Genomic DNA, 19,923 nt, shown 5'->3' with positions numbered 1-19,923 from the left:
TTGCCTACGTCAAGCAATGGCGGGGGTTAGCGACGAGATACGACAAGCTCGCCATCACCTATCGAGCGGCCGTCGTGATCAGCGCGATCCTGACATGGCTCCGCCAATAAAGGAGACATGCCCTAGTTAGTCTGACTTCTCGAAGGATGTGGCGGTCTCTACCAAACGGATCGATGATGGACTTGTGGTCGGGTCTGACTCATGGCTCTTCTGACACCCCGCTGTCTGGGGGTTGTCCTGTTTACGACGTGTCGACTGGCTCGGCTCACTGTAATAAGTGCAGCCCAGCAGACCGTCATGTCCTGATAGGAGTCTGGCGTGTCCCCGATAGTGAACTGACTGACGCCGGCTGAGCTGCGCACCCGAGAACTCGAAAAGAAGGGGCGCAGTTCCCATGATGAACGATAAGCAGGTTAAGGTCTACGGCGGAATCGACACGCACGCGGACACACATCACCTCGCGGTGATCGACCAAGCCGGACGCCGGCTGGCTGATGCCCAAATACCGACTACCGCGACTGGATACCAGGCAGCATTGCGGTTCTTGGGTTCCTGGCCCGGGTTGGTCAGCGTGGGCATCGAATGCACCGGCTCCTATGGAGCCGCGGTCACCCGAGTTGTGCGGGAGGCAGGCATCACGGTGTTCGAGGTGAATCGACCTAACCGCTTCGACCGGCGACTCCACGGCAAGAGTGATCCCTTCGATGCTTATTCCGCCGCTGAAGCTGTGCTGGGTGGCCGAGTCAGCGCGGCGCCCAAGGGTGGGGACGGGCTGGTGGAGTCGCTACGAGTACTACGGACCTCAAGGTCCTCGGCGCTGCAGGCCCGGACTGCGACGATCAATCAGATTAAGGGGATGCTGATCACAGCCCCAGAGGATCTACGTACGCGTTACAGGGGCTTGTCGACCCCCAAACTGATTGCAGCACTGGCGGCATCGCGACCCACACCGACACCGGTCACCGCCGCCGAAGCCACGGCCTACAGCCTACAGCCTGCGGCTGCTGGCCAGGCGCTGGCAAGCACTGACCGGGCAGATAGAGGACTTGGCTGGGCACCTGCAGCGACTACTAGACGACCACGCCCCGACCTGATGAGGGTCTTCGGCTGCGGCCGAGATACCATCGCGCAACTGTTGATCACCGCCGGGGACAACCCTGATCGGCTACGTTCAGAAGCCGCGTTCGCAGCACTGGCCGGGGTCTGCCCAATCCCGGCATCGTCGGGTAAGACTAAACGCCACCGACTCAACCGCGCTGGGGACCGGCAGGCAAATTCCGCGCTTTATCACATCGTGATGGTGCGGCTGCGTTACAACCAGGAGACCCGCGACTACGTGGCGCGACGAACTGCTGAAGGCAAGACCAAGATGGAAATCATCCGCTGCCTGAAGCGTTACCTCGTCCGCCAGCTCTACCCCCTCATCGTCGAGACTCTTCATCCCAGAAAAGAGGTGGCCGCCGCTTGACGAAACACTATAGGAGTGTCGTAAACGAGAGTGTAAGACGGGTCTGAATCCAACCGATTTGAGCAGACACTTGGCGATGTAATGGGTGAGGTTGCGGAACCCCAGGTTAGATCCGTTCAGATGCTCAAGCCTGCCGTTGATCGATTCCATCGGCGGGTTCGACGTTCCGGCGCAGTAGGCCAACGCATCGGCCGCTCGCCGCCACAACGTGCGTCCCAAGCGTTTTAACTCCACCAATCCAGCTGGAAGCTCCGATGATTGCTGCATCCAGAAGTCTCCTGCCTTCGTGGCGGTCGGTACTCCGGCGGGCGATCACGTTGTCTTGATACACGCTCCAGGTGACGTTGACTTCGGCAGGGGGCTTCGGATCGGCGAAAAGACCGAAAATTCGCTCAAACTGACGCTTGGCGAGCCGACTGCCGCAGGTAAGCAGGATCCTGTGCGGCGGCACAACGCATCGGACCATCATGCTGAAGATCACAGTTAGATCACATTGCCACTCAACCCGCCGATGTACGCGCCGATTTGCAGTCCGACTCTCCAGAATGAGTTCAGACCACCCTGGTCAACTTCGATACTGCCCACTATGGCACCGAAGCCCCTGTGACATATAGAGATCCCCGAAGTGACAATTCATCCATTGGTGAAGGCGGGTTCGCTCGCCCTAGCCCTTGCTATCGCACTGCCAACCACATCCCCAGTCCAGGCACAGACGTCTTCAGACCTTCTTGAACGACCAGACGATGCTCAAGTGGCGCTTGACAACTCGCAGTCACAGCCGGTCGCAATGCCCACCGCACTTGATACCAGCGACGAAGAGGTCACGTGGAGCCGCGATGGCGTCGTGACATCTCTGAGCGCAGATGGAAGCTTGCGAGCCTCCACCAGCGTCGACGATCGAGTCGATGTTGGACTCTCGGTTACAGAACATGCCGCGCCGAAAGATCTGTCTGTGACAACCGATGGCACCACCATCATGCATCGAAGCGGGACCGAGGCAGCCCATGCGATGCAGATCCTCGACAATGGTGCGATTAGCGCCAGTGTTCTTTTGGCAGGGCCTGATGCCGCGAAGACGACCCAGTACGATTTCACCGAAGATGTTGCACCTGTTCTGCAGAAGACCGGTGCGGTGGCGCTGTACAAGGATGACGCGCTGGTCGGTGTGGTCGAACAACCGGTTTCGCATGACGCTTCCGGGGCCGAAGTCGACTCTCACTATTCCATCGAAGGGAATCGACTGGTGCAGACCGTGGACCCCGAGCCGAAGAGCGTTTACCCGATTGTGGCGCAGGCTGCGGTCGCCGTCTTCTACACGAGGGGTGACTATGTCCATGTCACTAGAGGTCAGGCTTCAGGTCACGGGTGGTGGATCAAAGGCACGGCCAAAGCGACGAAAGCGAAGGTCACGGTGCAGCTGCAGTATAAGCCGAAGAAGACTTCGTCGTGGAACAGAAGGGGCAAGGCTGGGGTGAAGACAATCGGGCCGGGCACTTCGAAGAGAGCCAACGCCCGGATGACGTGTAGGTCGCAGGCTAGAAAACAATGGCGTAGCTGGGTGGATGTCAATCTCATTGGATACCTCGATTCCCCCAATAAGCTCTACACAAGCGCAAGGACTCTTAAATGCACATTGTGAAAGGTTCGACTGACCCAATCATCGTCAGTGTCGACGGTACATTGGAGGTCACGGAGGCGATCCACAGAGGTATCCAAGCGGGCGAAATCGACGAAGAGGGCGCGTTTGCGCGGTTCTTCGGACTGTGCACGGCTTTGAGCCCGCAGAGCTCCGCCAACAAGGCGTTTGAAGCACATGAGGGCTTCTGGGCATTCGGCGGCGCAGAGACTCTGCGAACGCTGAGGGGGGAGCTTGGATGGTTTCAGATCGAACATCTTGGCGGAGTTCCACCAGCTATGCTTGTGCCGCTGTTCGTTCATGCAGCTGCCGATACCGTCGCCCAGTTAGGGAGCCTGTCGATATCGTCGTTCAGTATTCAGATCCCGGGGCACGTTGCGCCGGTCGACCCCGTGTGGATCCAGACGCTCCTCGACCAGTTCGCAGCAGTCGACGGTGCGACAGAGCCAACCGAAGCCACCGTGAACCTATTTACGACTCCCCGGGCGCGATTACGCGATTCCGCGGTCGAAAATTGGTTTGAAGTCACGCATACCGGCGGTATCGTGCTCCGTGCGTTGACCGACGAATACTCTAGGGCCACGTTCGATGATCGGTGGGCGTTGCGTTCGTCACCGATGGTGTTACGTGCAGTGTTCGATGTTCCCGAGTGGTCTGCTGCGAGTGCGTCGATGCTTGTTGCCTTCATGCTCGAAGCTGCGCGAGCGAGTAAGATCGACGGCCCGGTCATCGTCAATGTGGGCCGTAGTGAGTCTGCCTGAAGCAGATCGGCATATGCCATCTGATCATCTGCCGTTTTCAGCCCTATCGTGATTGAGAGTGTAAGGTCTGCCTGAAACCGCCGGATTCGAGCAGACTTCTCGCGATGTAGTGCGTGAGGTTGCGGAATCCCAAAGCAGACCCGCGGAGATGTTCGAGCCTGCCATTGATCGCTTCAGCGGTCCCGAATGACGCAATGAGCGCGTCCCTGGAAGTAGTCAAGGTAAGCAGCGCGGATCTGCTGTGCATCCAAAGGTATAAGTGATGGCGTCCTAAAGTAAGTGAATCGGTAATTGCTCGGGGCGAACGGTTCTGACCGCTGTGAGATCTAGTTCGAGACCTTCACTACCAGGACCGAACCGGCCCGAGGCTTGGCAAGGACTATCGACGGCCTCTTGGCCACAAAGGTCTTCAACGGCGGCGGGGAGGGAAGACAGGTCCGAGCTAGAATCCTCCTTCACCCGCGCGGGTGGGTGTGAACAAGCTCGGTGAACCGGTGCACGTAGTTTTGGAGGAACTCGACAGTCTTCTCAGAAGTGATAAGCCCGCCCTCACCAATTAAGCTCGGTGACTGGCCGAGGAAAGCTTCCGGTTGGCCGGGGGTAGGCATATCGAAGTAGGACAGGGCCAGGCGGAGGTTCTTCTGCGAACTGTATCCGCCCATGCGGCCCACGGAATGGCTGATGATCCCGGCCGGGAGGTTCTTCCACGCGACGTCGCTGTTGGGCTTGGAGCCGATGTCGATGGCGTTCTTCAGGCAGGCTGGAATGGTGCGGTTGTTCTCGGCGGTGACGAATAGGACACCTTCGGAGGCCTTGAGAGTCTCGCGGAACCGTGTGTACTCCTTCGGGGTGGGCTTGTCGGTGACGTCGGGGTCGTCGTAGTCAAAGTCGTAAAGGGGAAGGTCGCGAATCTCGACGATCTGGGCTTCGTAGCCGTCGGGAAAATATGTGATGACCTGATGGGCGATCTTGCGAGCGTAGGAACCGCGGCGCAGGCTGCCGATGATCACGGAGATGTTCTTGGTCATAAGGGGCCTTTCATAGTTGATGAGGATGGTCGGGCGACAAAAGTCAGAAGTCCCAGTCATCGTCGCTGGTGTCTTCGCCCTTGCCGATGACGTAGGAGGAGCCAGACCCGGAGAAGAAGTCATGGTTCTCGTCAGCACCTGGTGCCAGTGCGGCGAGGATCTCCGGATTGACCTGGGTCTCATCCGAGTTGAAGCGGGCGGGATAGCCGAGGTTCATCAGTGCCTTGTTCGCGTTGTAGCGTACGAACACTGCCACGTCGTCCATCAGCCCGAGCGGCTCGTACAGTTCACCAGAGTAGGCGAGCTCCAGCTCGTAGAGGTCTTCAAGCAGCTCGTAGGTGAACTCGCGCATCTCTTCCTGCCGTGCAGAGGTCTGATTCTCGATGCCTCGCTGGTATTTGTAGCCGGAGTAGTAGCCGTGGACGGCCTTATCCCGCAGGATGAGGCGGATCATGTCCGCGGTGTTCGTCAGTGTGGCATGTACGGAGAAGTGCAATGGCAGGTAGAACCCTGCGTAGAGTAGCAGTGAGGACAGAAGCGTCGAGGAAACCTTCCGCTTGAGTGGATCGTCACCGTAGTAGTGCTGCAGCACCTTCTTGCACCGCTGCTGGAGCAGATCGTTGCCCACAGCCCACCTGTAGGCGTCGTCAATTTCTACTGTGGTCGACAAAGTGGAGAAGACCGAAGAGTAGGACCGGGCGTGCACCGATTGCATGAACGCGATGTTTGTGTAGACGGCCTCTTCGTGTTCGGTGCGAGCATCCTGGATCTGGCAGATCTCTCCGACGGTGGCTTGCACCGTGTCAAGCATCGTCAGCCCGGTGAAGACACGCATCGTGAGAGTTCGTTCCACTTGGGTGAGCCTCTGCCAAGCGGGGATGTCGTTAGACAGTGGCACCTTCTCGGGCAGCCAGAAGTTCGCGGTGAGCCGGTTCCATACCTCGAGGTCTTTCTCGTCGCCGACGCGGTTCCAGTTGATCGGTCGCAGCCGGGCTGCGGGGTCGTGGCGGTAGGCGGGCGGGGTCACTGAGGTCTCGGAGAGCGGGTGGGTGGGGTTAGTGGCCGTCATGCGGGTTCCTTCGGTATGGGCTGGGTGGGGTCAGAGTGCGCAGGAGACGCAGTTCTCGATTTCGGTGCCTTCGAGTGCTGGTTGGCGCAGGCGGATGTAGTAGAGGGTTTTGATGCCTTTGCGCCACGCGTAGATCTGGGCGCGGTTGATGTCGCGGGTCGTGGCTGTGTCGCGGAAGAACAGGGTGAGCGAGAGCCCTTGGTCGACGTGTCGGGTGGCTGCGGCGTAGGTGTCGATGATCTTCTCGTAGCCGATCTCGTAGGCGTCTTGATAGAAGTCGACGTTGTCATCAGTCATGTGCGGGGCCGGGTAGTAGACACGGCCGAGCTTGCCCTCCTTGCGGATCTCGATCTTCGCGGCGACCGGATGGATTGAAGCAGTCGAGTTGTTCACATACGAGATCGAACCGGTGGGCGGGACGGCCTGCAGGTAGGCGTTGTAGATGCCCTGGGCTTTCACCGACTCGCGCAAGCGTTCCCAGTCCTCACCGGCAGGGATTGTCACACCCGCGTCTGCGAAAAGCTCACGCACCCGCTGTGTGGCCGGTTGCCAGTCATGTTGGGTGTATTTGTCGAAGTAGGAGCCGTCCGCATAGGTCGAGTCCTCGAAACCGGCGAAGGTCTTGCCGCGCTCAATCGCGATTTGATTCGATGCGCGGATCGCGTGATAGGTGATGGTAAGGAAGTAGATGTCAGTGAAGTCAATGCCTTCTTCGCTGCCGTAGTGGATGCGCTGGGAGGCGAGGTATCCGTGCAGGTTCATCTGGCCCAGTCCGATTGCGTGGCTGGCGTCGTTCCCTTTTGCCACGGACGGGACGGCATCGACATTGGTCTGGTCGGAGACACTGGTCAGTGCCCGCACCGCTGTCTCCACGGTCGACCCCAGGTCCGAGGAGTTCATGGCCTGGGCGATGTTGAGAGAGCCGAGGTTGCAGGAGATGTCTTGGCCGATTTCCTGGTACCCGATCGCGTTGTCGTAGGTCGAAGGCGTGTTGGTCTGCAGGATCTCGGAGCAAAGGTTGGACATGTTGATGTGACCTGCCAGCGGATTGGCACGGTTGACGGTGTCCTCGAAGAGCACGTAGGGGTATCCGGACTCGAACTGGAGCTCGGCGAGGGTCCTGAAGAACTCTCGGGCGCTGACCGTGTTCTTTCGAATCTGTGGGTTCGCCACGAGCTCATCGTAGTGGTCGCTCACCGACAGGTCTGACAGTGGCGTACCGTATTCGCGCTGCACGTCGTAGGGGCTGAACAGGTGCATGTCCCGGTTGTCCTTGGCCAGCTGGAAAGTCACATCAGGGATGACGACGCCCAGGGAGAGGGTCTTGATGCGGATCTTCTCGTCGGCGTTCTCCCTCTTTGTGTCGAGGAAGCGCAGTATGTCGGGGTGGTGGGCATGCAGGTAGACCGCGCCTGCGCCCTGCCTCGCGCCAAGCTGGTTGGCGTAGGAGAACGAGTCTTCGAGGATCTTCATCACTGGCACCACGCCGGAGGCTTGGTTCTCGATCTGCTTGATCGGAGCTCCGGCCTCGCGCAGGTTCGACAGCAGCAATGCTACGCCCCCGCCGCGCTTGGACAGTTGCAGGGCGGAGTTTACGCTGCGGCCGATGGACTCCAGGTTGTCTTCCACGCGCAGTAGGAAGCAGGAGACCAGTTCGCCGCGCTGGGCTTTCCCTGCGTTGAGGAACGTCGGCGTCGCGGGCTGGAAGCGACCGGAGAGCATCTCGTCGACCAGCCCGGTGGCGAGCTGCTCGTCGCCCTGGCCGAGGTAGAGCGCGGTAGCGACCACCCGCTCTTCGAATCCTTCCAGGTAGGTCGTGCCGTCGAACGTTTTCAGCGCATACGAGGTGAAGAACTTGAACGCGCCCAGGAATGTGGCGAACCGGTGCCCAGCGGCACGAGCGTGCTCGTGCAGTGCGGTGAGGAACTCCGGGGTGTAGGCGGCCAAGAAGCCGGATTCGTAGTAGTCGTGGTCCACTAACCACTCCAGGCGCTCGGCCACCGAGGAGAAAACCTTGGTGTTCGGGACCACGTGCTGGCGGAGGTACTCGGCGGCGGCCTGACGGTCCTTGTCGAACTGGATCGACCCGTCGGGGGCGAACAGGTTCAGTTCGGCATTGAGCGCGTGGTAGTCCTTCCGCGCACCGATGCCGGTACGCGCGGGAGCCTCGGGGGCGATGGTCGTCATGCGGTCTTCCTCTCGTTGTTGGCCTGGTCCCAGAAGCGGGATAGGCCGGTGTTGACGGTGTCGATGTCGCGCTGGGTGCCCAGCAGCTCGAAGCGGTAGAGCTCGGGCACCTGGCACTTGCTCGAGATGATGGGCCCGGCCAGGCAGTAGTGCTCACCGAAGTTCGTGTTGCCCGCGGTGATGACACCCCGGATGAACGCGCGATTCGCCGAGTCATTCAAAAATGCAATCACCTGTTTAGGGACCGCCCCTGCCTGCTCCCCGCCACCGTATGTCGGAACCACCAAAACGAAAGGACGGGCCACTCGAATCATGCCCTCCAAACGTGGGCGCAACGGTATGCGTACGGCAGGACGGTCGAGCTTATCGACGAACCGACGAGTGTTCTCAGAGACGCTGGAAAAGTACACCAGGTCCGGCGATTCACCCTCGTGCAGCTCTCGTATCGGATAGGTCCTCTGCGGCCGCGGTCCATGCACCACTACAGCCCTCCTAGAACTAGAAACTCTTCTTGCCAAGCCTTCTGCGCGTACCTCAGTCGAGGATTCAGAGGTTTCACTGCCGTGCTTTTTGTAGTTCGGTACACCGATACTATAGATTCGTCGTACCGAACTTCAAGCGCGACTCAGTGTCCGATGCCCCCAACCGAAAGGATTGATCATGAACGAGAGTGCACAACCGCAGGGCACCTGGATCGAAGCGATCACCGTGTTCGAGGAGCTTCGCTCTGGCAACACCGATGGCGCGCTTGAAGTAGTGAGAACGTGCTCAGACGTCGAGCGAATGCTCGGATACCTCTTTCGGCTGACCTCCCTGTTGCTCAGGAGCGCACCCTCGGAGGAGATCGACCGCTTCATAGAAGCCGCACACCGAGCGGAACCTCCACCTACTCTCAGGTATCGATGAACGGGGCCGCCGGCACCGGTTGCGATACTGCGCGACTTGAAGTCCGTCATATAAACGCTGAAAGCCCACTCTGTCGCAGTCTGAGCTTTTGAGCACATGAATCGAGAAATGAGTGATGAGAATGCAAATCAATCTGATGTCGAAACTCGCGCTGATCTCTGCCTCGGCGCTAGCCCTGACAAGTTGCGGTGCCGGGAACGCGGAGTCGTCCTCGACCGAAGGTAAGCCTCAGGTGTTGACGACGTTCACCGTCCTTGCCGATATTGCCGACAACGTAGCCGGCGAACACCTGGAGGTGGAATCGATCACCAAAGTCGGTGCCGAGATCCATGGATATGAACCCACTCCCAAGGACGTGGCCAAGGCGTCAGGAGCCGACTTGATTCTCGACAACGGGCTGAATCTGGAGGCATGGTTCGAGCAATTCGTCGAACAGACCGACGCCCCTCATGAAGTCGTTTCCGAGGGTGTCGAACCAATCGACATCTCCGAGGACGCCTATGCGGGCAAGCCGAATCCCCACGCATGGATGAGCCCTGTCAACGTCCAAATCTATGTCGACAACATGGTCGATGCTTTCAGCGAGCTGGATCCGGATCACGCCGCCGACTTTCAGTCCAATGGAGAGTCGTACAAAGACGAACTTCAGACCGTCCAGGATGACCTTGTCGGTGAGCTGTCGACACTGCCAGACAAAGAACGAGCCCTCGTCACATGTGAGGGCGCTTTCTCCTATCTCGCCAGGGACACGGATCTCGACGAGCGCTACATCTGGCCTGTGAATGCGGAGCAGGAGGCAACCCCGCAGCAGATTTCCTCCACTATCGAGTTCGTCAAGGACAATGACGTTCCCGCAGTATTCTGTGAGTCCACCGTCTCGGACAAACCAATGCGACAAGTCGTTGACGCCACCGGCGCGGAGTTTGGCGGGACACTGTATGTCGACTCGCTTTCAGAAGCGGACGGACCTGTGCCAACATATCTTGAGCTCATCAAGCACGACGCTGACACCATCACTGAAGCTCTGACGGGTGGGAACAAGTGACTTCAGCAATCCGTGCTGACGGTGTCACAGTGCAATACGGCGACGTCAGGGCACTGGAAGATGTCAGTCTCGGAGTGGAGTTCGGTTCCGTGACAGGTCTGATCGGAATGAACGGGTCGGGGAAGTCCACTCTGTTCAAGACGATCATGGGACTGACCCGCCCGGTTCAAGGCACCGTATCGATCAACGGCAGGACACCGACGCAAGCACGGAAAGAAGGCTTGCTGGGATACGTGCCACAAAGTGAGGATGTTGACTGGACGTTCCCCGTAAGCGTCCGCGATGTCGTCATGATGGGCCGCTACGCGTATCAAGGCTTCACTCGTAAGCCCACGTCGGCGGATCGTCAAGTTGTCGAACAGGCACTAGAACGCGTCGGGCTCCAGACCTTCGGTTCTCGACAGATCGGACAATTGTCTGGTGGGCAGAAGAAACGCACATTTGTCGCTCGTGGACTTGCGCAAGGAGCCAACGTGCTATTGCTTGATGAACCCTTCGCTGGGGTAGATAAGAGCAGCGAATCGACCATCGTTCAACTGCTGCGTGAACTCGCCGATGAGGGGCACTGCGTGCTCATCTCCACTCACGATCTGCATGCTCTGCCACAACTGGCTGATGAGGCAATCCTTTTGCTGCAGTCAATCCTCTTTCAAGGTCCTGTCGCCGATGCTCTGCGCCCCGAGAACCTCTCACTGGCATTTGGTCTCGACATTCGAAGGGCAGAAGAATCCGAATGAACCTCTACAGTCTCGTCATCGAACCACTCCACTACGAATTCATGATCAGAGCACTGACCACCACAGTGCTCGCCGCAATCGTCTGCGCACTCTTATCGTGCTGGCTGATCCTCGTCGGCTGGTCTCTGATGGGTGACGCTGTTTCGCACGCCGTATTGCCTGGGGTCGTCATCGCCTACATCGCAGGGATCCCCTTCGCAGCCGGTGCGCTGGTCTTCGGATTCATCGCAGTCGCAGCGATCGGCATTCTTCGAGGAACTAGCCGTATCAAAGAAGACGCTGCCATCGGCATCGTCTTTACGACCCTGTTCGCCCTGGGACTGGTGCTGATATCAACGACGCCGAGTCACACCGACCTCAATCACATCATCTTCGGCAACATCCTCGGCGTTTCGACCTCGGACCTGCAGCAGGTCGCGCTGCTCGCGGTGATCGCGTTCGCCGTCCTGATTGCCAAGCGCCGCGACCTGACCCTGTACGCATTTGATCCGACTCACGCCTACGCAATCGGCCTGTCGCCGCGGGCTCTCGGAGCGCTGCTGCTTGCACTCCTTGCTCTGACGACAGTGGTAGCACTTCAGGTTGTCGGCGTCATCCTGGTCGTGGCGATGCTCATCATTCCAGGAGCGACCGCCCACCTTCTCACCGATAGATTCAATCGGATGCTCCTCATCGCGCCCATCATGTCGGCGCTGTCCTCGGTGCTGGGAATCTACCTGAGTTACTGGTTGGATGCCTCATCTGGCGGTCTAGTTGTGCTTGTCCAAGGTGTCGTCTTCACCGTTGTTTACCTGTTCAGCCCCAGCCACGGACTGATCGCCAAGACTCGGCAACATCGCCGGACCAACGACCAGTGGAAGCAGCACTCGGCAGAGGCTCAAGTTCCGTGATCGACGAGTACCTCCGCGGTCTCTGGGAGCTGGAGGAGTCGAAAGACAAGTCCTTGACCCGGGCCCAGCTTGCCGAGACTCTGCAACGCAGTCGGCCTGCAGTGACTCAGTACCTTCGAGTCCTCGCCAGTCATAATTTGGTCAGGCAGGAGCATTATGGGCCACTTTCATTGACCGAGGCTGGCGCGTGCAGGGCGCTGTCCGCTGTGCGCGCAGAAAGAATCTGCCGCTGCCACCTCTTTACGGTCCTCAGTGTTCCATGGCACCGCGTATTGAAGGAGGCATCGGTGATGGCAATGGCACTGAGCTCCGATGTCGTGGAGACGATGGCTGCTCTTGCCTCCAGCCCGAAGCTCGATCCCTATGGCAACCGAATACCAAAAAAGGTAGACGATCTGCGACCGGGAGACGGCGAACCTCTCGCCGCTCTCCCGACTGCTCACCTACTTCAAGTTTCGAGAATTGGACGCGCCCCTGAGCATCTACTCTTCGAACTGGAGCGGAAGAACATCCTTCCAGGCACCCACATCACCCTCGAGAAACATGCTGATGGCCAGAGCAGTCTCACATTGGAGCCAGACGATAACGTTGTCGTCCTCAGCGACGATGCCTCCGAGTATGTCTATGCAGCTTCAACAATTCAGTAGCGCCGTTCTTACGACAACTCACGCAGCAGAGCATGGGGAGACCCACATGGCGTCGCTGGCCGTGCGCCCGAGCGTCACGCCAGCTCCATTGCCTCCCTCAAGGTGAATCACAATCGAATCAGAGAAAGGGGGCCCCGTTTCGGTGCTGAAATACGATCCGACATGAATCCCGTGCTCAGCCAGAAACTGCAAAAGGTCGGGATTTGAATCCGAAATCCGTTCGACACGGACTCGACTTCCCGTTCCGACTTGTGTCAATGGGATCGCAGTCGGATGATCAATGGTTCCGTCTGCAGCTGGAATGGGGTCTCCGTGAGGGTCGCGATCGGGGTGGTCGAGATGTTCGGCGATACGGTCGACCATGAAGTCTGACACCGCGTGTTCGAGGGTCTCGGCTTCGTTATGCACCTGGTCCCAGGTGTATCTGAGGACCTCGACGAGGAAGGTCTCGATGAGGCGGTGACGACGGACCATCGCAAGGGCATAGATTCGACCTTGTGGCGTCAGAGCAATTGACCCGTACGGCGTGTGCGCGACGAGCCCCTCGTCCGAGAGTTTGCGAATCGCGTCGGATGTCGTTGACTGCCTGACCCCAACCTTCTGGGCAAGCGCGGTGGTCGTGACGGGATCATCAGACCACTCGCCCAAACTCCAAAGTGCTTTCAGGTAGTTTTGGGCGCTGTCAGAGAGCTCAGTGACGGACATGGTCGAAGGTTACCAAACAGTTCTATGCGTCCGATCGTCAGCCCGTTTGCTTGGGTTCTTCACAGTTTTTGCGTTCAGGTTCGTGCATCACGAGCGTTGCTATCGATGACGCCGGGGACAAGGCCAGGCTGTCTGTCAGATTCGTCTTTGTTCTCATACTCTTCGCCCGCGCCCGCCTTATTCCCAGTTTGGTAGTCATCGGCGGCCTGACGGATCGAGTCGAATTTGGCGTAGAACTCGTCGCCGGGACAGCTTGTCTGGCCAACGTCGCGATGTCCGACAATCGCTTTCATCTCCTCCCCGGCTAATGATGTCGAGCCATCCGCTTTCACCCCGCTCAAGGACAGCTTCCACCCGATCGCCTCCGCGACCGCATCAAGAGTGCGTTGGGGCGGTGCCTTCTTGTCATAGTCGCCGAGCACGGAAATGCCGAACGATCCTGTGTTGTACCCGGCGGCGTGAGCGCCGACTACGGCCTTCTTTACCCCGCCTGCGCGCCCCTCCCAGAGTCTTCCGTATTTGTCGACGAGCATGTTGTAGCCGATGTCCGACCACCCCCGACCTGTGATGTGGAACGACTGGATCCCTCGTAGAATCGCAGGCACATCCTCTGCGGCATAGTCGTTGTTGCCATCGGTGTGATGGATCACTGCGGCGGAGACTGAGTCCGCGATCGTGGGAGCATTTCGTACCAATTTTTCGCTCGCACCCCAGTCTTTACGGGTAGCGACTTCGGGCTGGGCAACAGAGTTCTTCGCCACGTTGGCCGCCGATGCTGCGCATAGTGGACAGGTGCATCCGCCTGTCCCTGTGCAAGGTGGTACCGAGGCGTGGTCAATTGAGTGGGCATGCTGTGACACGTCCCGATCAGTGGATTCCGAACTCATGGGCGCATTCTCTGCCACCAGTTTTGAATCGCCGGGATGTCTCTTCGATGCGACACTGACGACCTTGGCATTGGCTGGACTGCCGCCGTCCCCGAGAACACGCGATTGAATTCTGTCTGTATCAGTGGTGTAGTAGGGGTCTGTTCCTCGCGACCCCTCCTCGGTATCCGAAGCGTGGAGGTGCTGCCACCCGGACCAGCGGCCATTCGTTTGAGTTCTGATCTCGAACTCGACCCGAACGTCGTCGTCGAATGTGATTCCTACGACATTCGGTGACGCTGACGGCAGGTCGATGACATCGGACAATGCCGTGATCGTGATTCCGTCCGTAGTTTCAGCGGCGACCGATCCCGTTGGCGCTGCAAGGTCCCCATCATTACGATCGCTGGACACCTGAGGGCTCCCGGTCGACGATGGGTTCCTCGCGACTTGGTTCTGTGCATGAGCGACAACGGCTCTGGTGAAATGAGCCGAAGTATCACGACGGCTCTGCGGAGCGCGCAGCGATGAAGGCAGGGATGTGGTCTTCGTTTGTGTGACCGATCTCGTCGTCGACGATGCGTCCCTGGCCCCTGCCGAAAGTGCCCCGGATTCGCTGATTCCAGACAACGGAGACTCAGAGACGTCAGGGTCGTCGGACTGCAGCGACGCGGAGGCGGGTGGAAGGCCGATGTTCACCGCCAACGCCAGGGATCCGGCTACCGAAAGTGTGATTAGCTTCGTATGCATGAATGTCCTTCTCGGGGGAAGTTCGTGAAAGGCATGTTCAGGGTATCGGCTGGACGAACAAAAGTCTATGTTCAGGTGATAACACGGTCGAGGAACAGTGCGCTACGGTGCGCAGTCAAGCATCACGTCAGTGTCGCACGACATCGACAGACGTATTTAGGAGATAAGGACCAAGCACTGCCGAGCGCAGTTCGATCGAATCGACTATTCCACCCATTCATGGGCTGCAGCCTAGGTAGTTGTGAGTGCGTGGCTATCTCAGTGACGAGATGGGAAGCGAATGCGTCGATCAGCAAGCTCAGCGATTTAGGTTTACTGGTGCTGCGTTGGGGGAGTATGGAGTTGATGGGCTCAATCCCGCTGGATCTTCACTTCAACGGCCTGAGGTGAATCATGCAGTGTCCTTCGCATAGCCGAGGGGTTCGTTCATGAGTGCTGGGTGGGATGGTGTCGACGAGACTCGTTGAGGGCGCTATCGAGTTTGATACTGGAGATCGGTCTTCGGCCTCGGAGCGTGACCTCGACTGAAGAGGGCCGCCGAGTTGAAGTTGTTCAATGATTTCAGATGCCGGGGGCCGCGTTCATGGTCTTCATGGGTATTGTCGCGACATGCTCGATCGATCACGGGTTTCGCCTCGAGCTTGGCTGGCTCTTGGGCCAACGATCGTTATAATGCGAGCCGATTAGTGCTTCGGACCCCGAGACGAACTAGCTGTGGAAGGAATCCGGGATAGGAGAAGCGCGAACACTGTTGTTGCCGGCATGGTGATGATAATCCCGATGACACCTGCCAGCATCTGGGTCAGTGTCGTGGACACGGTGTCGGTCTGGAGGAAGGCCGATAAAGGCTGATTGTAGGTGTGGGCGAGCACGAACGCGGCGAGGCCCGCTCCGACGACTGAGAAGCTGATGGTGTAGATCGCTGAGGCAGAGTGGTCCCTTCCAACGGAAAGGGCAGTCGGGACTATCACTTTCCATTGGGGCCGTGTGTCTGGGGCGGTGTGAGAGAAAACGGTCGCGGCTTGCGCCGCAGCGATATCGTTGAGGATTCCAATCAATGCGATGAGCAACGCAGACAAAGAGAGTGTCGAAAGGTCGATGTTGAGGTTGGTGTACGTGAGTGCGGAGGCCGATTCATCGGCAGGACCTAGGCGCAACCAGGTTGACAAGAGTGTCCCTGCGGCCATTGCGGTGGCGGCTCCGCACATGGTTCCTCCCCATGCGGCGAGCGTTTTCGTCGTCAGGCCGTGGGTGAAGAAGAGCACGCCCGTGAGAACGAGGATGATGCTGATGGTCGTGTAGAGCAGAGGAGAGCCACCTGCAGCGATTCCGCCGATGAGGAACGCCCAAATGAAGATCGCCGATGCGAGCAGCGACGCGATCGCGCGGATTCCTTTGCCTCTGACCACGAGGAGTACGAGTGCGATGATGATGAAGGTAGAGGCTATGAGTTTGATCCCGCGGTCGTGGGAATGGAAGGTGTAAACGGTGCCTGAGTCGGGGCTTTCGGAGGCATAGACAATGGCGCGGTCACTGTCGGTGACATGCGAGAACCAGGCGTCGCGGAAGAGCATGACCTCGACTTGCTTGTCGTTGTCGAGCGTGCCGGTTGCTTCGCCGCAGGGGACGTCGTCGGTGACATTGTCGCAATCTGAATACGTGACGTCGCTGAGTACCGCACTTGTGTAGGTTCCTGCCATGGACTTGTCCGGGTGCGGCCAGAGTGCGATGACCAGGGGTACGAGTGCGACTGCGACGACTAAGACAACGGCAGTTGCGAGGCGAGTGCCATAGTCGAGGTGGGTGACAACTGTCTTCATGTGTTTGTATCTCGAGAGTGGAAAGTTGAGTATTTCCGGTTGATGATTAAGTCGGTTCTAGATTCGGTAACTGTGGGGAGTCTATACGGTCGCGATTCAACTATGCGTCACTCAGCCCCTAGTGGCAGCGTTTTGGCGGTGTCCAATTGCCTTTCTGCTGCCGAGGACCCGTATTCTCGAGATCATGGGTTCAAGAGGTCGGAGGTAGTGGGGTAAGAAGGAAGTGTCGCAACGTGTGCGTTCGCGCCCGACTGAAGCGCCCTGGGTCCGTTGAAAGCTCCGGTTTTTGGAAACGAGGGTCTGCGGTGTCGCAGAGATTCAGGATCTCAATTCACTTCCATTCGCTACGGTGAACGCCTCGCGGATGTCGGCGCGATTGTCTCGCTCATGACTGTCGGGGATTCGAGTGACAACGCCCTGGCCGAGACGGTCCAGGTCTAGCACAAGACCGAACTCTTCCGTGAACCTGCCAGATCCGGTACCTGGTGCACGGTCGAGGATTTGGAACTGGTGACCCTCGGGTGGGTGCACTGGTACAACACTCAGCGCTTTAACGGGTATCTCAGCGACGTGCCGCCTGCGGAATTCGAGGAGGCGCTTCATGCTGACTAAACAGCGGCCGACTGGCTGTCGGAAATCAATTAACACGAGCCTCCACCAAACTCAGACCTGAGTTCCACAACTGAGCGACGATTCGCCGAATCTCGAAGTATTCGTGCTGGTCATAGGTTCGGGAGGAGTGTTTGTGGGACACTAACGGTCTGTCTACGATGGGTTCATGTCGCCTCGCTTGCGGAAAGTTACTACCGGATCAGGAGCCACGGCCGTCCAGATTGTGCGCAAGGTCCGCGGCAAAGTCACCGTCCTCGAACACCTGGGCTCTGCTCACACACCGGCAGAACTGACCGCGTTGCTCACCGCTGGAGAAGACAAACTCGCGTCCTACGGGGCGGCCGAGCAACTCGAACTCGAGCTGGGACTGCCCGCTGACCCCGACGTCACACCGCATACCAAAACCGTCGTAGGTTCACGCTCTGCTGTGCTCGTCGATGCGATCACCGAGTCCTGGAACCGGCTGGGCTTCAGTGAGGTCGTCGATGACCAAGCCTTCTTCCACCTCGTGTTAGCTCGCTTGATCGAACCGACGTCGAAGGCCGACAGCATTCGTGTCCTTGCCGAGCTCGGCATCAATCCGCCCCACCACAATACGTTCCTCAATTGCCTCGCCCGGGCAAGGGACCGTGACTACCGGTCACAGATCGCTGGGAAATGCTTCGACCACAGTGTGTCCACGTCGGGAATCAGCCTTCTTCTGTATGACGTCACGACCTTGTATTTCGAAGCTGAGAAGGAAGACGACCTGCGGAAAGTTGGATACTCGAAGGAACGTCGTGTTGACCCGCAGATCGTTGTTGGTCTCCTCGTCGACCGGACCGGGTTCCCACTCGAGATCGGCTGCTACGAAGGATCCAAAGCAGAGACTCACACGATCATCCCTGTCATCAAGGCCTTCCAAGACCGGCACGGTGTCACCGACATGGTCGTCGCCGCTGATGCCGGCATGCTCTCAGCCAAGAACCTTACTGAACTGGATCAGGCTGGACTACGGTTCATCGTCGGATCCCGGCAAACGAAGGCCCCGCATGATCTGGCGACGCACTTTCAGTGGAACGGGGACTGGGCCGCTGATGGGCAGGTCATCGACACGATCACCCCGAAAGGGACCAAACGCCTCGACCCTGACCGAGTGAAGAAGAAGCGAGAACCAGTCTGGTCGGCTGAGGGGTTTCCGGATGCGTGGCGAGTGGTCTGGCAGTACCGGCGGAAGCGGGCGATGCGTGATGAGCAGACACTGAATCTGCAGAGGAACAGGGCATTGGCGATCATCGAGGGCGAGAAGCCCGCGAAGAAGGCCCGATTCGTCAAGGTCACCGATGAGGATAAGGAATTCGACGAGTCCTCGTACAAGCGAGCGATGAAGCTTTCAGGCTATAAGGGTTACGTCAGCAATATCCCGGCTGACATTATGTCCGCAGCCGAGGTGATCAGTAGTTATCACGACCTCTGGCATGTCGAGCAGTCGTTTCGGATGTCGAAGACCGACCTACGTGCCCGACCAATATTTCACCGAACCAGGGACGCGATCGAAGCGCACCTGACTATCGTGTTCACGGCGTTGGCCCTTGCCCGTTTCATGCAGGATGCGACTGGAGCGTCGTTGAAGAAGATCGTGACGACTCTTCGGCCGTTGCGAGAGTTCACTGGGCGTGTGGGCGGGCAGGAAATCACGTTCGATCCCGAGGTGACCGGGCTGGCTAGAGACATCGCTGCGGCGCTACTGCCGGGACGTTTTCCGGGGCACTAAAGTTGTGGAACTCAGGTCAGAGCGATTCGAATCTCTTAAACCTTTTGGTTTCTGAGACAGGCAGCTCGTTCGGTTTTGGAAACTCTCACTGCCCGACTTCACAGGGCAGAGCGTGTCTCGATAAATTGTCTCACCGTAAACTGTCTTACGACCGTGACTATTTGGACTTTGTGAGTCATTCTTGGAGCATGAGGCTTCTGGGATACACGCGAGTCAGTACTGCCGGACAAGGTGCGCAGCTCCAACTCGATGCACTCGTCGGTGCGGGAGTCCAGAAGCGAGATGTTTTCTCAGATGTGACCTCTGGGAGTAAGACGGCGAAACAGCGACCGGGAATGAGGCGGCTCCTCGATTACGCCGAGGACGGAGATACGGTAGTCGTATGGCGTATCGACCGCCCTGGCCGTTCGCTCCTTGATGTTCTGGCGACCGTGAACCACCTCCGAGACCAAGGCGTGAAAGTCCGATCCGTCTCAGACAACATCGACCCCGAGACATCCTCGGGTCGGATGATGCTGGGAATGCTCGCCACCCTGGCCGAGTATGAACGAGAACTCGTTACCGAACGGGTCAATGCCGGAATTGCAGCCGCCAAGCAGAACGGGACGAAGTTCGGCAGGCCACCAGTCGACGCGGACGAGATCACGACGAAACTCGCGATCGCCGAAGATGCCAGGGCCAAGGGCCGGACTGCCAAGGACGCGGCACGCTTGGTTGGGTGGTCGAGAGCAACGTTGTATCGCCATCGGCAAGCTGCTGACACTTGAAACACTGCGATCGGTTTGAAGACGTTACGCGAGGATCTAGGGCGTGTCTCCTTTATTGACCATTCCAGGACTGGCACGGTGGAGACGTGACTACACAGCAACGACACCGAGTCTTCACTGATGAGCAGTGGGAGAAGATCGAACCACTCCTGCCCTCAAACGTCGGCAAAAGAGCCCGACCGTTTGAGAACAACCGGCGAATCGTCGAAGGAATCGTCTACCGCTACCGCGCTGGCATCGCCTGGCGTGACCTGCCGCGCGAGCATTTCGGGCCGT

At 58.5% G+C, this 19,923-nt stretch carries 18 protein-coding genes and 3 pseudogenes; 13 read left to right on the top strand and 8 right to left on the bottom strand.

What is annotated here, in order from left to right:
- Both EB835_RS19700 and EB835_RS19695 read left to right on the top strand, forming a co-directional pair.
- A pseudogene (locus tag EB835_RS19700) lies at nucleotides 1-110 on the top strand (IS5/IS1182 family transposase); the annotation flags it as partial.
- Nucleotides 111-394: 284 nt separating this feature from the next.
- Nucleotides 395-1,468, top strand: coding sequence for an IS110 family RNA-guided transposase (locus EB835_RS19695; RefSeq protein WP_240688880.1), 1,074 nt, complete (start codon nucleotides 395-397; stop codon nucleotides 1,466-1,468).
- Nucleotides 1,469-1,489: 21 nt separating this feature from the next.
- Here the strand turns inward: EB835_RS19695 and EB835_RS19690 are convergent.
- A pseudogene (locus tag EB835_RS19690) lies at nucleotides 1,490-1,820 on the bottom strand (transposase); the annotation flags it as partial.
- Nucleotides 1,821-2,219: 399 nt separating this feature from the next.
- Here EB835_RS19690 and EB835_RS19685 point away from each other — a divergent pair.
- Together EB835_RS19685 and EB835_RS19680 are read left to right on the top strand one after the other, a co-directional pair.
- On the top strand, nucleotides 2,220-3,107 hold the full coding sequence (locus tag EB835_RS19685) for a hypothetical protein (RefSeq protein ID WP_135811116.1): 888 nt from the start codon (nucleotides 2,220-2,222) through the stop codon (nucleotides 3,105-3,107).
- A complete protein-coding gene (locus EB835_RS19680; protein WP_101557294.1) occupies nucleotides 3,095-3,865 on the top strand; it encodes a thioredoxin domain-containing protein in 771 nt (256 codons plus the stop codon). The genes EB835_RS19685 and EB835_RS19680 overlap by 13 nt, the downstream gene beginning before the upstream one ends.
- A gap of 455 nt (nucleotides 3,866-4,320) precedes the next feature.
- Here EB835_RS19680 and EB835_RS19670 read toward each other — a convergent pair whose 3' ends face one another.
- From EB835_RS19670 to nrdI, 4 genes are read right to left on the bottom strand one after another with little or no spacing between them, the layout of a single operon-like run.
- The gene (locus tag EB835_RS19670; protein ID WP_009882364.1) at nucleotides 4,321-4,893 is read right to left on the bottom strand and encodes an NADPH-dependent FMN reductase; all 573 of its coding nucleotides are present in this window, start codon (nucleotides 4,891-4,893) and stop codon (nucleotides 4,321-4,323) included.
- Between the two features lie 43 nt (nucleotides 4,894-4,936).
- The gene (gene nrdF, locus EB835_RS19665; protein ID WP_009882363.1) at nucleotides 4,937-5,962 is read right to left on the bottom strand and encodes a class 1b ribonucleoside-diphosphate reductase subunit beta; all 1,026 of its coding nucleotides are present in this window, start codon (nucleotides 5,960-5,962) and stop codon (nucleotides 4,937-4,939) included.
- A 30-nt stretch (nucleotides 5,963-5,992) separates the two neighbouring features.
- Nucleotides 5,993-8,149 (bottom strand): class 1b ribonucleoside-diphosphate reductase subunit alpha, encoded by a 2,157-nt coding sequence (nrdE, locus tag EB835_RS19660; protein ID WP_009882362.1) that lies wholly within the window; start codon nucleotides 8,147-8,149, stop codon nucleotides 5,993-5,995.
- A complete protein-coding gene (gene nrdI / locus EB835_RS19655) occupies nucleotides 8,146-8,595 on the bottom strand; it encodes a class Ib ribonucleoside-diphosphate reductase assembly flavoprotein NrdI (protein WP_029416769.1) in 450 nt (149 codons plus the stop codon). The genes nrdE and nrdI overlap by 4 nt, the downstream gene beginning before the upstream one ends.
- A gap of 214 nt (nucleotides 8,596-8,809) precedes the next feature.
- Between nrdI and EB835_RS19650 the strand changes: the two genes are divergently transcribed.
- The 5 genes from EB835_RS19650 (at nucleotide 8,810) to EB835_RS19630 (ending at nucleotide 12,374) form a co-directional block, all read left to right on the top strand.
- Nucleotides 8,810-9,055: a hypothetical protein gene (locus tag EB835_RS19650; protein WP_009882360.1), complete on the top strand. Its 246-nt coding sequence runs from the start codon at nucleotides 8,810-8,812 to the stop codon at nucleotides 9,053-9,055.
- A 121-nt stretch (nucleotides 9,056-9,176) separates the two neighbouring features.
- A complete protein-coding gene (locus EB835_RS19645) occupies nucleotides 9,177-10,100 on the top strand; it encodes a metal ABC transporter substrate-binding protein (protein WP_276606013.1) in 924 nt (307 codons plus the stop codon).
- Nucleotides 10,097-10,837: a metal ABC transporter ATP-binding protein gene (locus EB835_RS19640; RefSeq protein WP_009882356.1), complete on the top strand. Its 741-nt coding sequence runs from the start codon at nucleotides 10,097-10,099 to the stop codon at nucleotides 10,835-10,837. Before EB835_RS19645 ends, EB835_RS19640 begins: the two co-directional genes overlap by 4 nt.
- A complete protein-coding gene (locus EB835_RS19635) occupies nucleotides 10,834-11,727 on the top strand; it encodes a metal ABC transporter permease (protein ID WP_135811114.1) in 894 nt (297 codons plus the stop codon). Before EB835_RS19640 ends, EB835_RS19635 begins: the two co-directional genes overlap by 4 nt.
- A complete protein-coding gene (locus EB835_RS19630) occupies nucleotides 11,691-12,374 on the top strand; it encodes a metal-dependent transcriptional regulator (protein ID WP_096163061.1) in 684 nt (227 codons plus the stop codon). The genes EB835_RS19635 and EB835_RS19630 overlap by 37 nt, the downstream gene beginning before the upstream one ends.
- Before the next feature lie 18 nt (nucleotides 12,375-12,392).
- Here the strand turns inward: EB835_RS19630 and EB835_RS19625 are convergent, their stop codons facing one another.
- The 3 genes from EB835_RS19625 to EB835_RS19615 form a co-directional block, all read right to left on the bottom strand.
- Nucleotides 12,393-13,079, bottom strand: a complete 687-nt coding sequence (locus tag EB835_RS19625; RefSeq protein WP_135811113.1) for a metal-dependent transcriptional regulator — start codon at nucleotides 13,077-13,079, stop codon at nucleotides 12,393-12,395.
- Between the two features lie 74 nt (nucleotides 13,080-13,153).
- Nucleotides 13,154-13,840, bottom strand: coding sequence for a peptidoglycan recognition protein family protein (locus EB835_RS20475; RefSeq protein WP_205749991.1), 687 nt, complete (start codon nucleotides 13,838-13,840; stop codon nucleotides 13,154-13,156).
- Between the two features lie 1,538 nt (nucleotides 13,841-15,378).
- Nucleotides 15,379-16,515: a YibE/F family protein gene (locus EB835_RS19615; protein ID WP_135811111.1), complete on the bottom strand. Its 1,137-nt coding sequence runs from the start codon at nucleotides 16,513-16,515 to the stop codon at nucleotides 15,379-15,381.
- A gap of 291 nt (nucleotides 16,516-16,806) precedes the next feature.
- Between EB835_RS19615 and EB835_RS19610 the strand changes: the two are divergent.
- From EB835_RS19610 to EB835_RS19595, 4 genes and pseudogenes are all read left to right on the top strand, one after another.
- A pseudogene (locus EB835_RS19610) lies at nucleotides 16,807-17,127 on the top strand (IS3 family transposase); the annotation flags it as partial.
- 166 nt (nucleotides 17,128-17,293) lie between these two features.
- Nucleotides 17,294-18,880, top strand: a complete 1,587-nt coding sequence (locus tag EB835_RS19605; protein ID WP_135811110.1) for an IS1634 family transposase — start codon at nucleotides 17,294-17,296, stop codon at nucleotides 18,878-18,880.
- 188 nt (nucleotides 18,881-19,068) lie between these two features.
- Nucleotides 19,069-19,647 (top strand): recombinase family protein, encoded by a 579-nt coding sequence (locus tag EB835_RS19600; RefSeq protein WP_135811109.1) that lies wholly within the window; start codon nucleotides 19,069-19,071, stop codon nucleotides 19,645-19,647.
- Between the two features lie 86 nt (nucleotides 19,648-19,733).
- The coding region (locus tag EB835_RS19595; protein ID WP_135810593.1) for a transposase at nucleotides 19,734-19,923 on the top strand (190 nt) is incomplete at its 3' end.

The organism is Brevibacterium sp. S22 (assembly GCF_004745485.1).
Lineage (GTDB): Bacteria > Actinomycetota > Actinomycetes > Actinomycetales > Brevibacteriaceae > Brevibacterium.
This window is presented reverse-complemented; position numbering and strand designations above follow the sequence as displayed.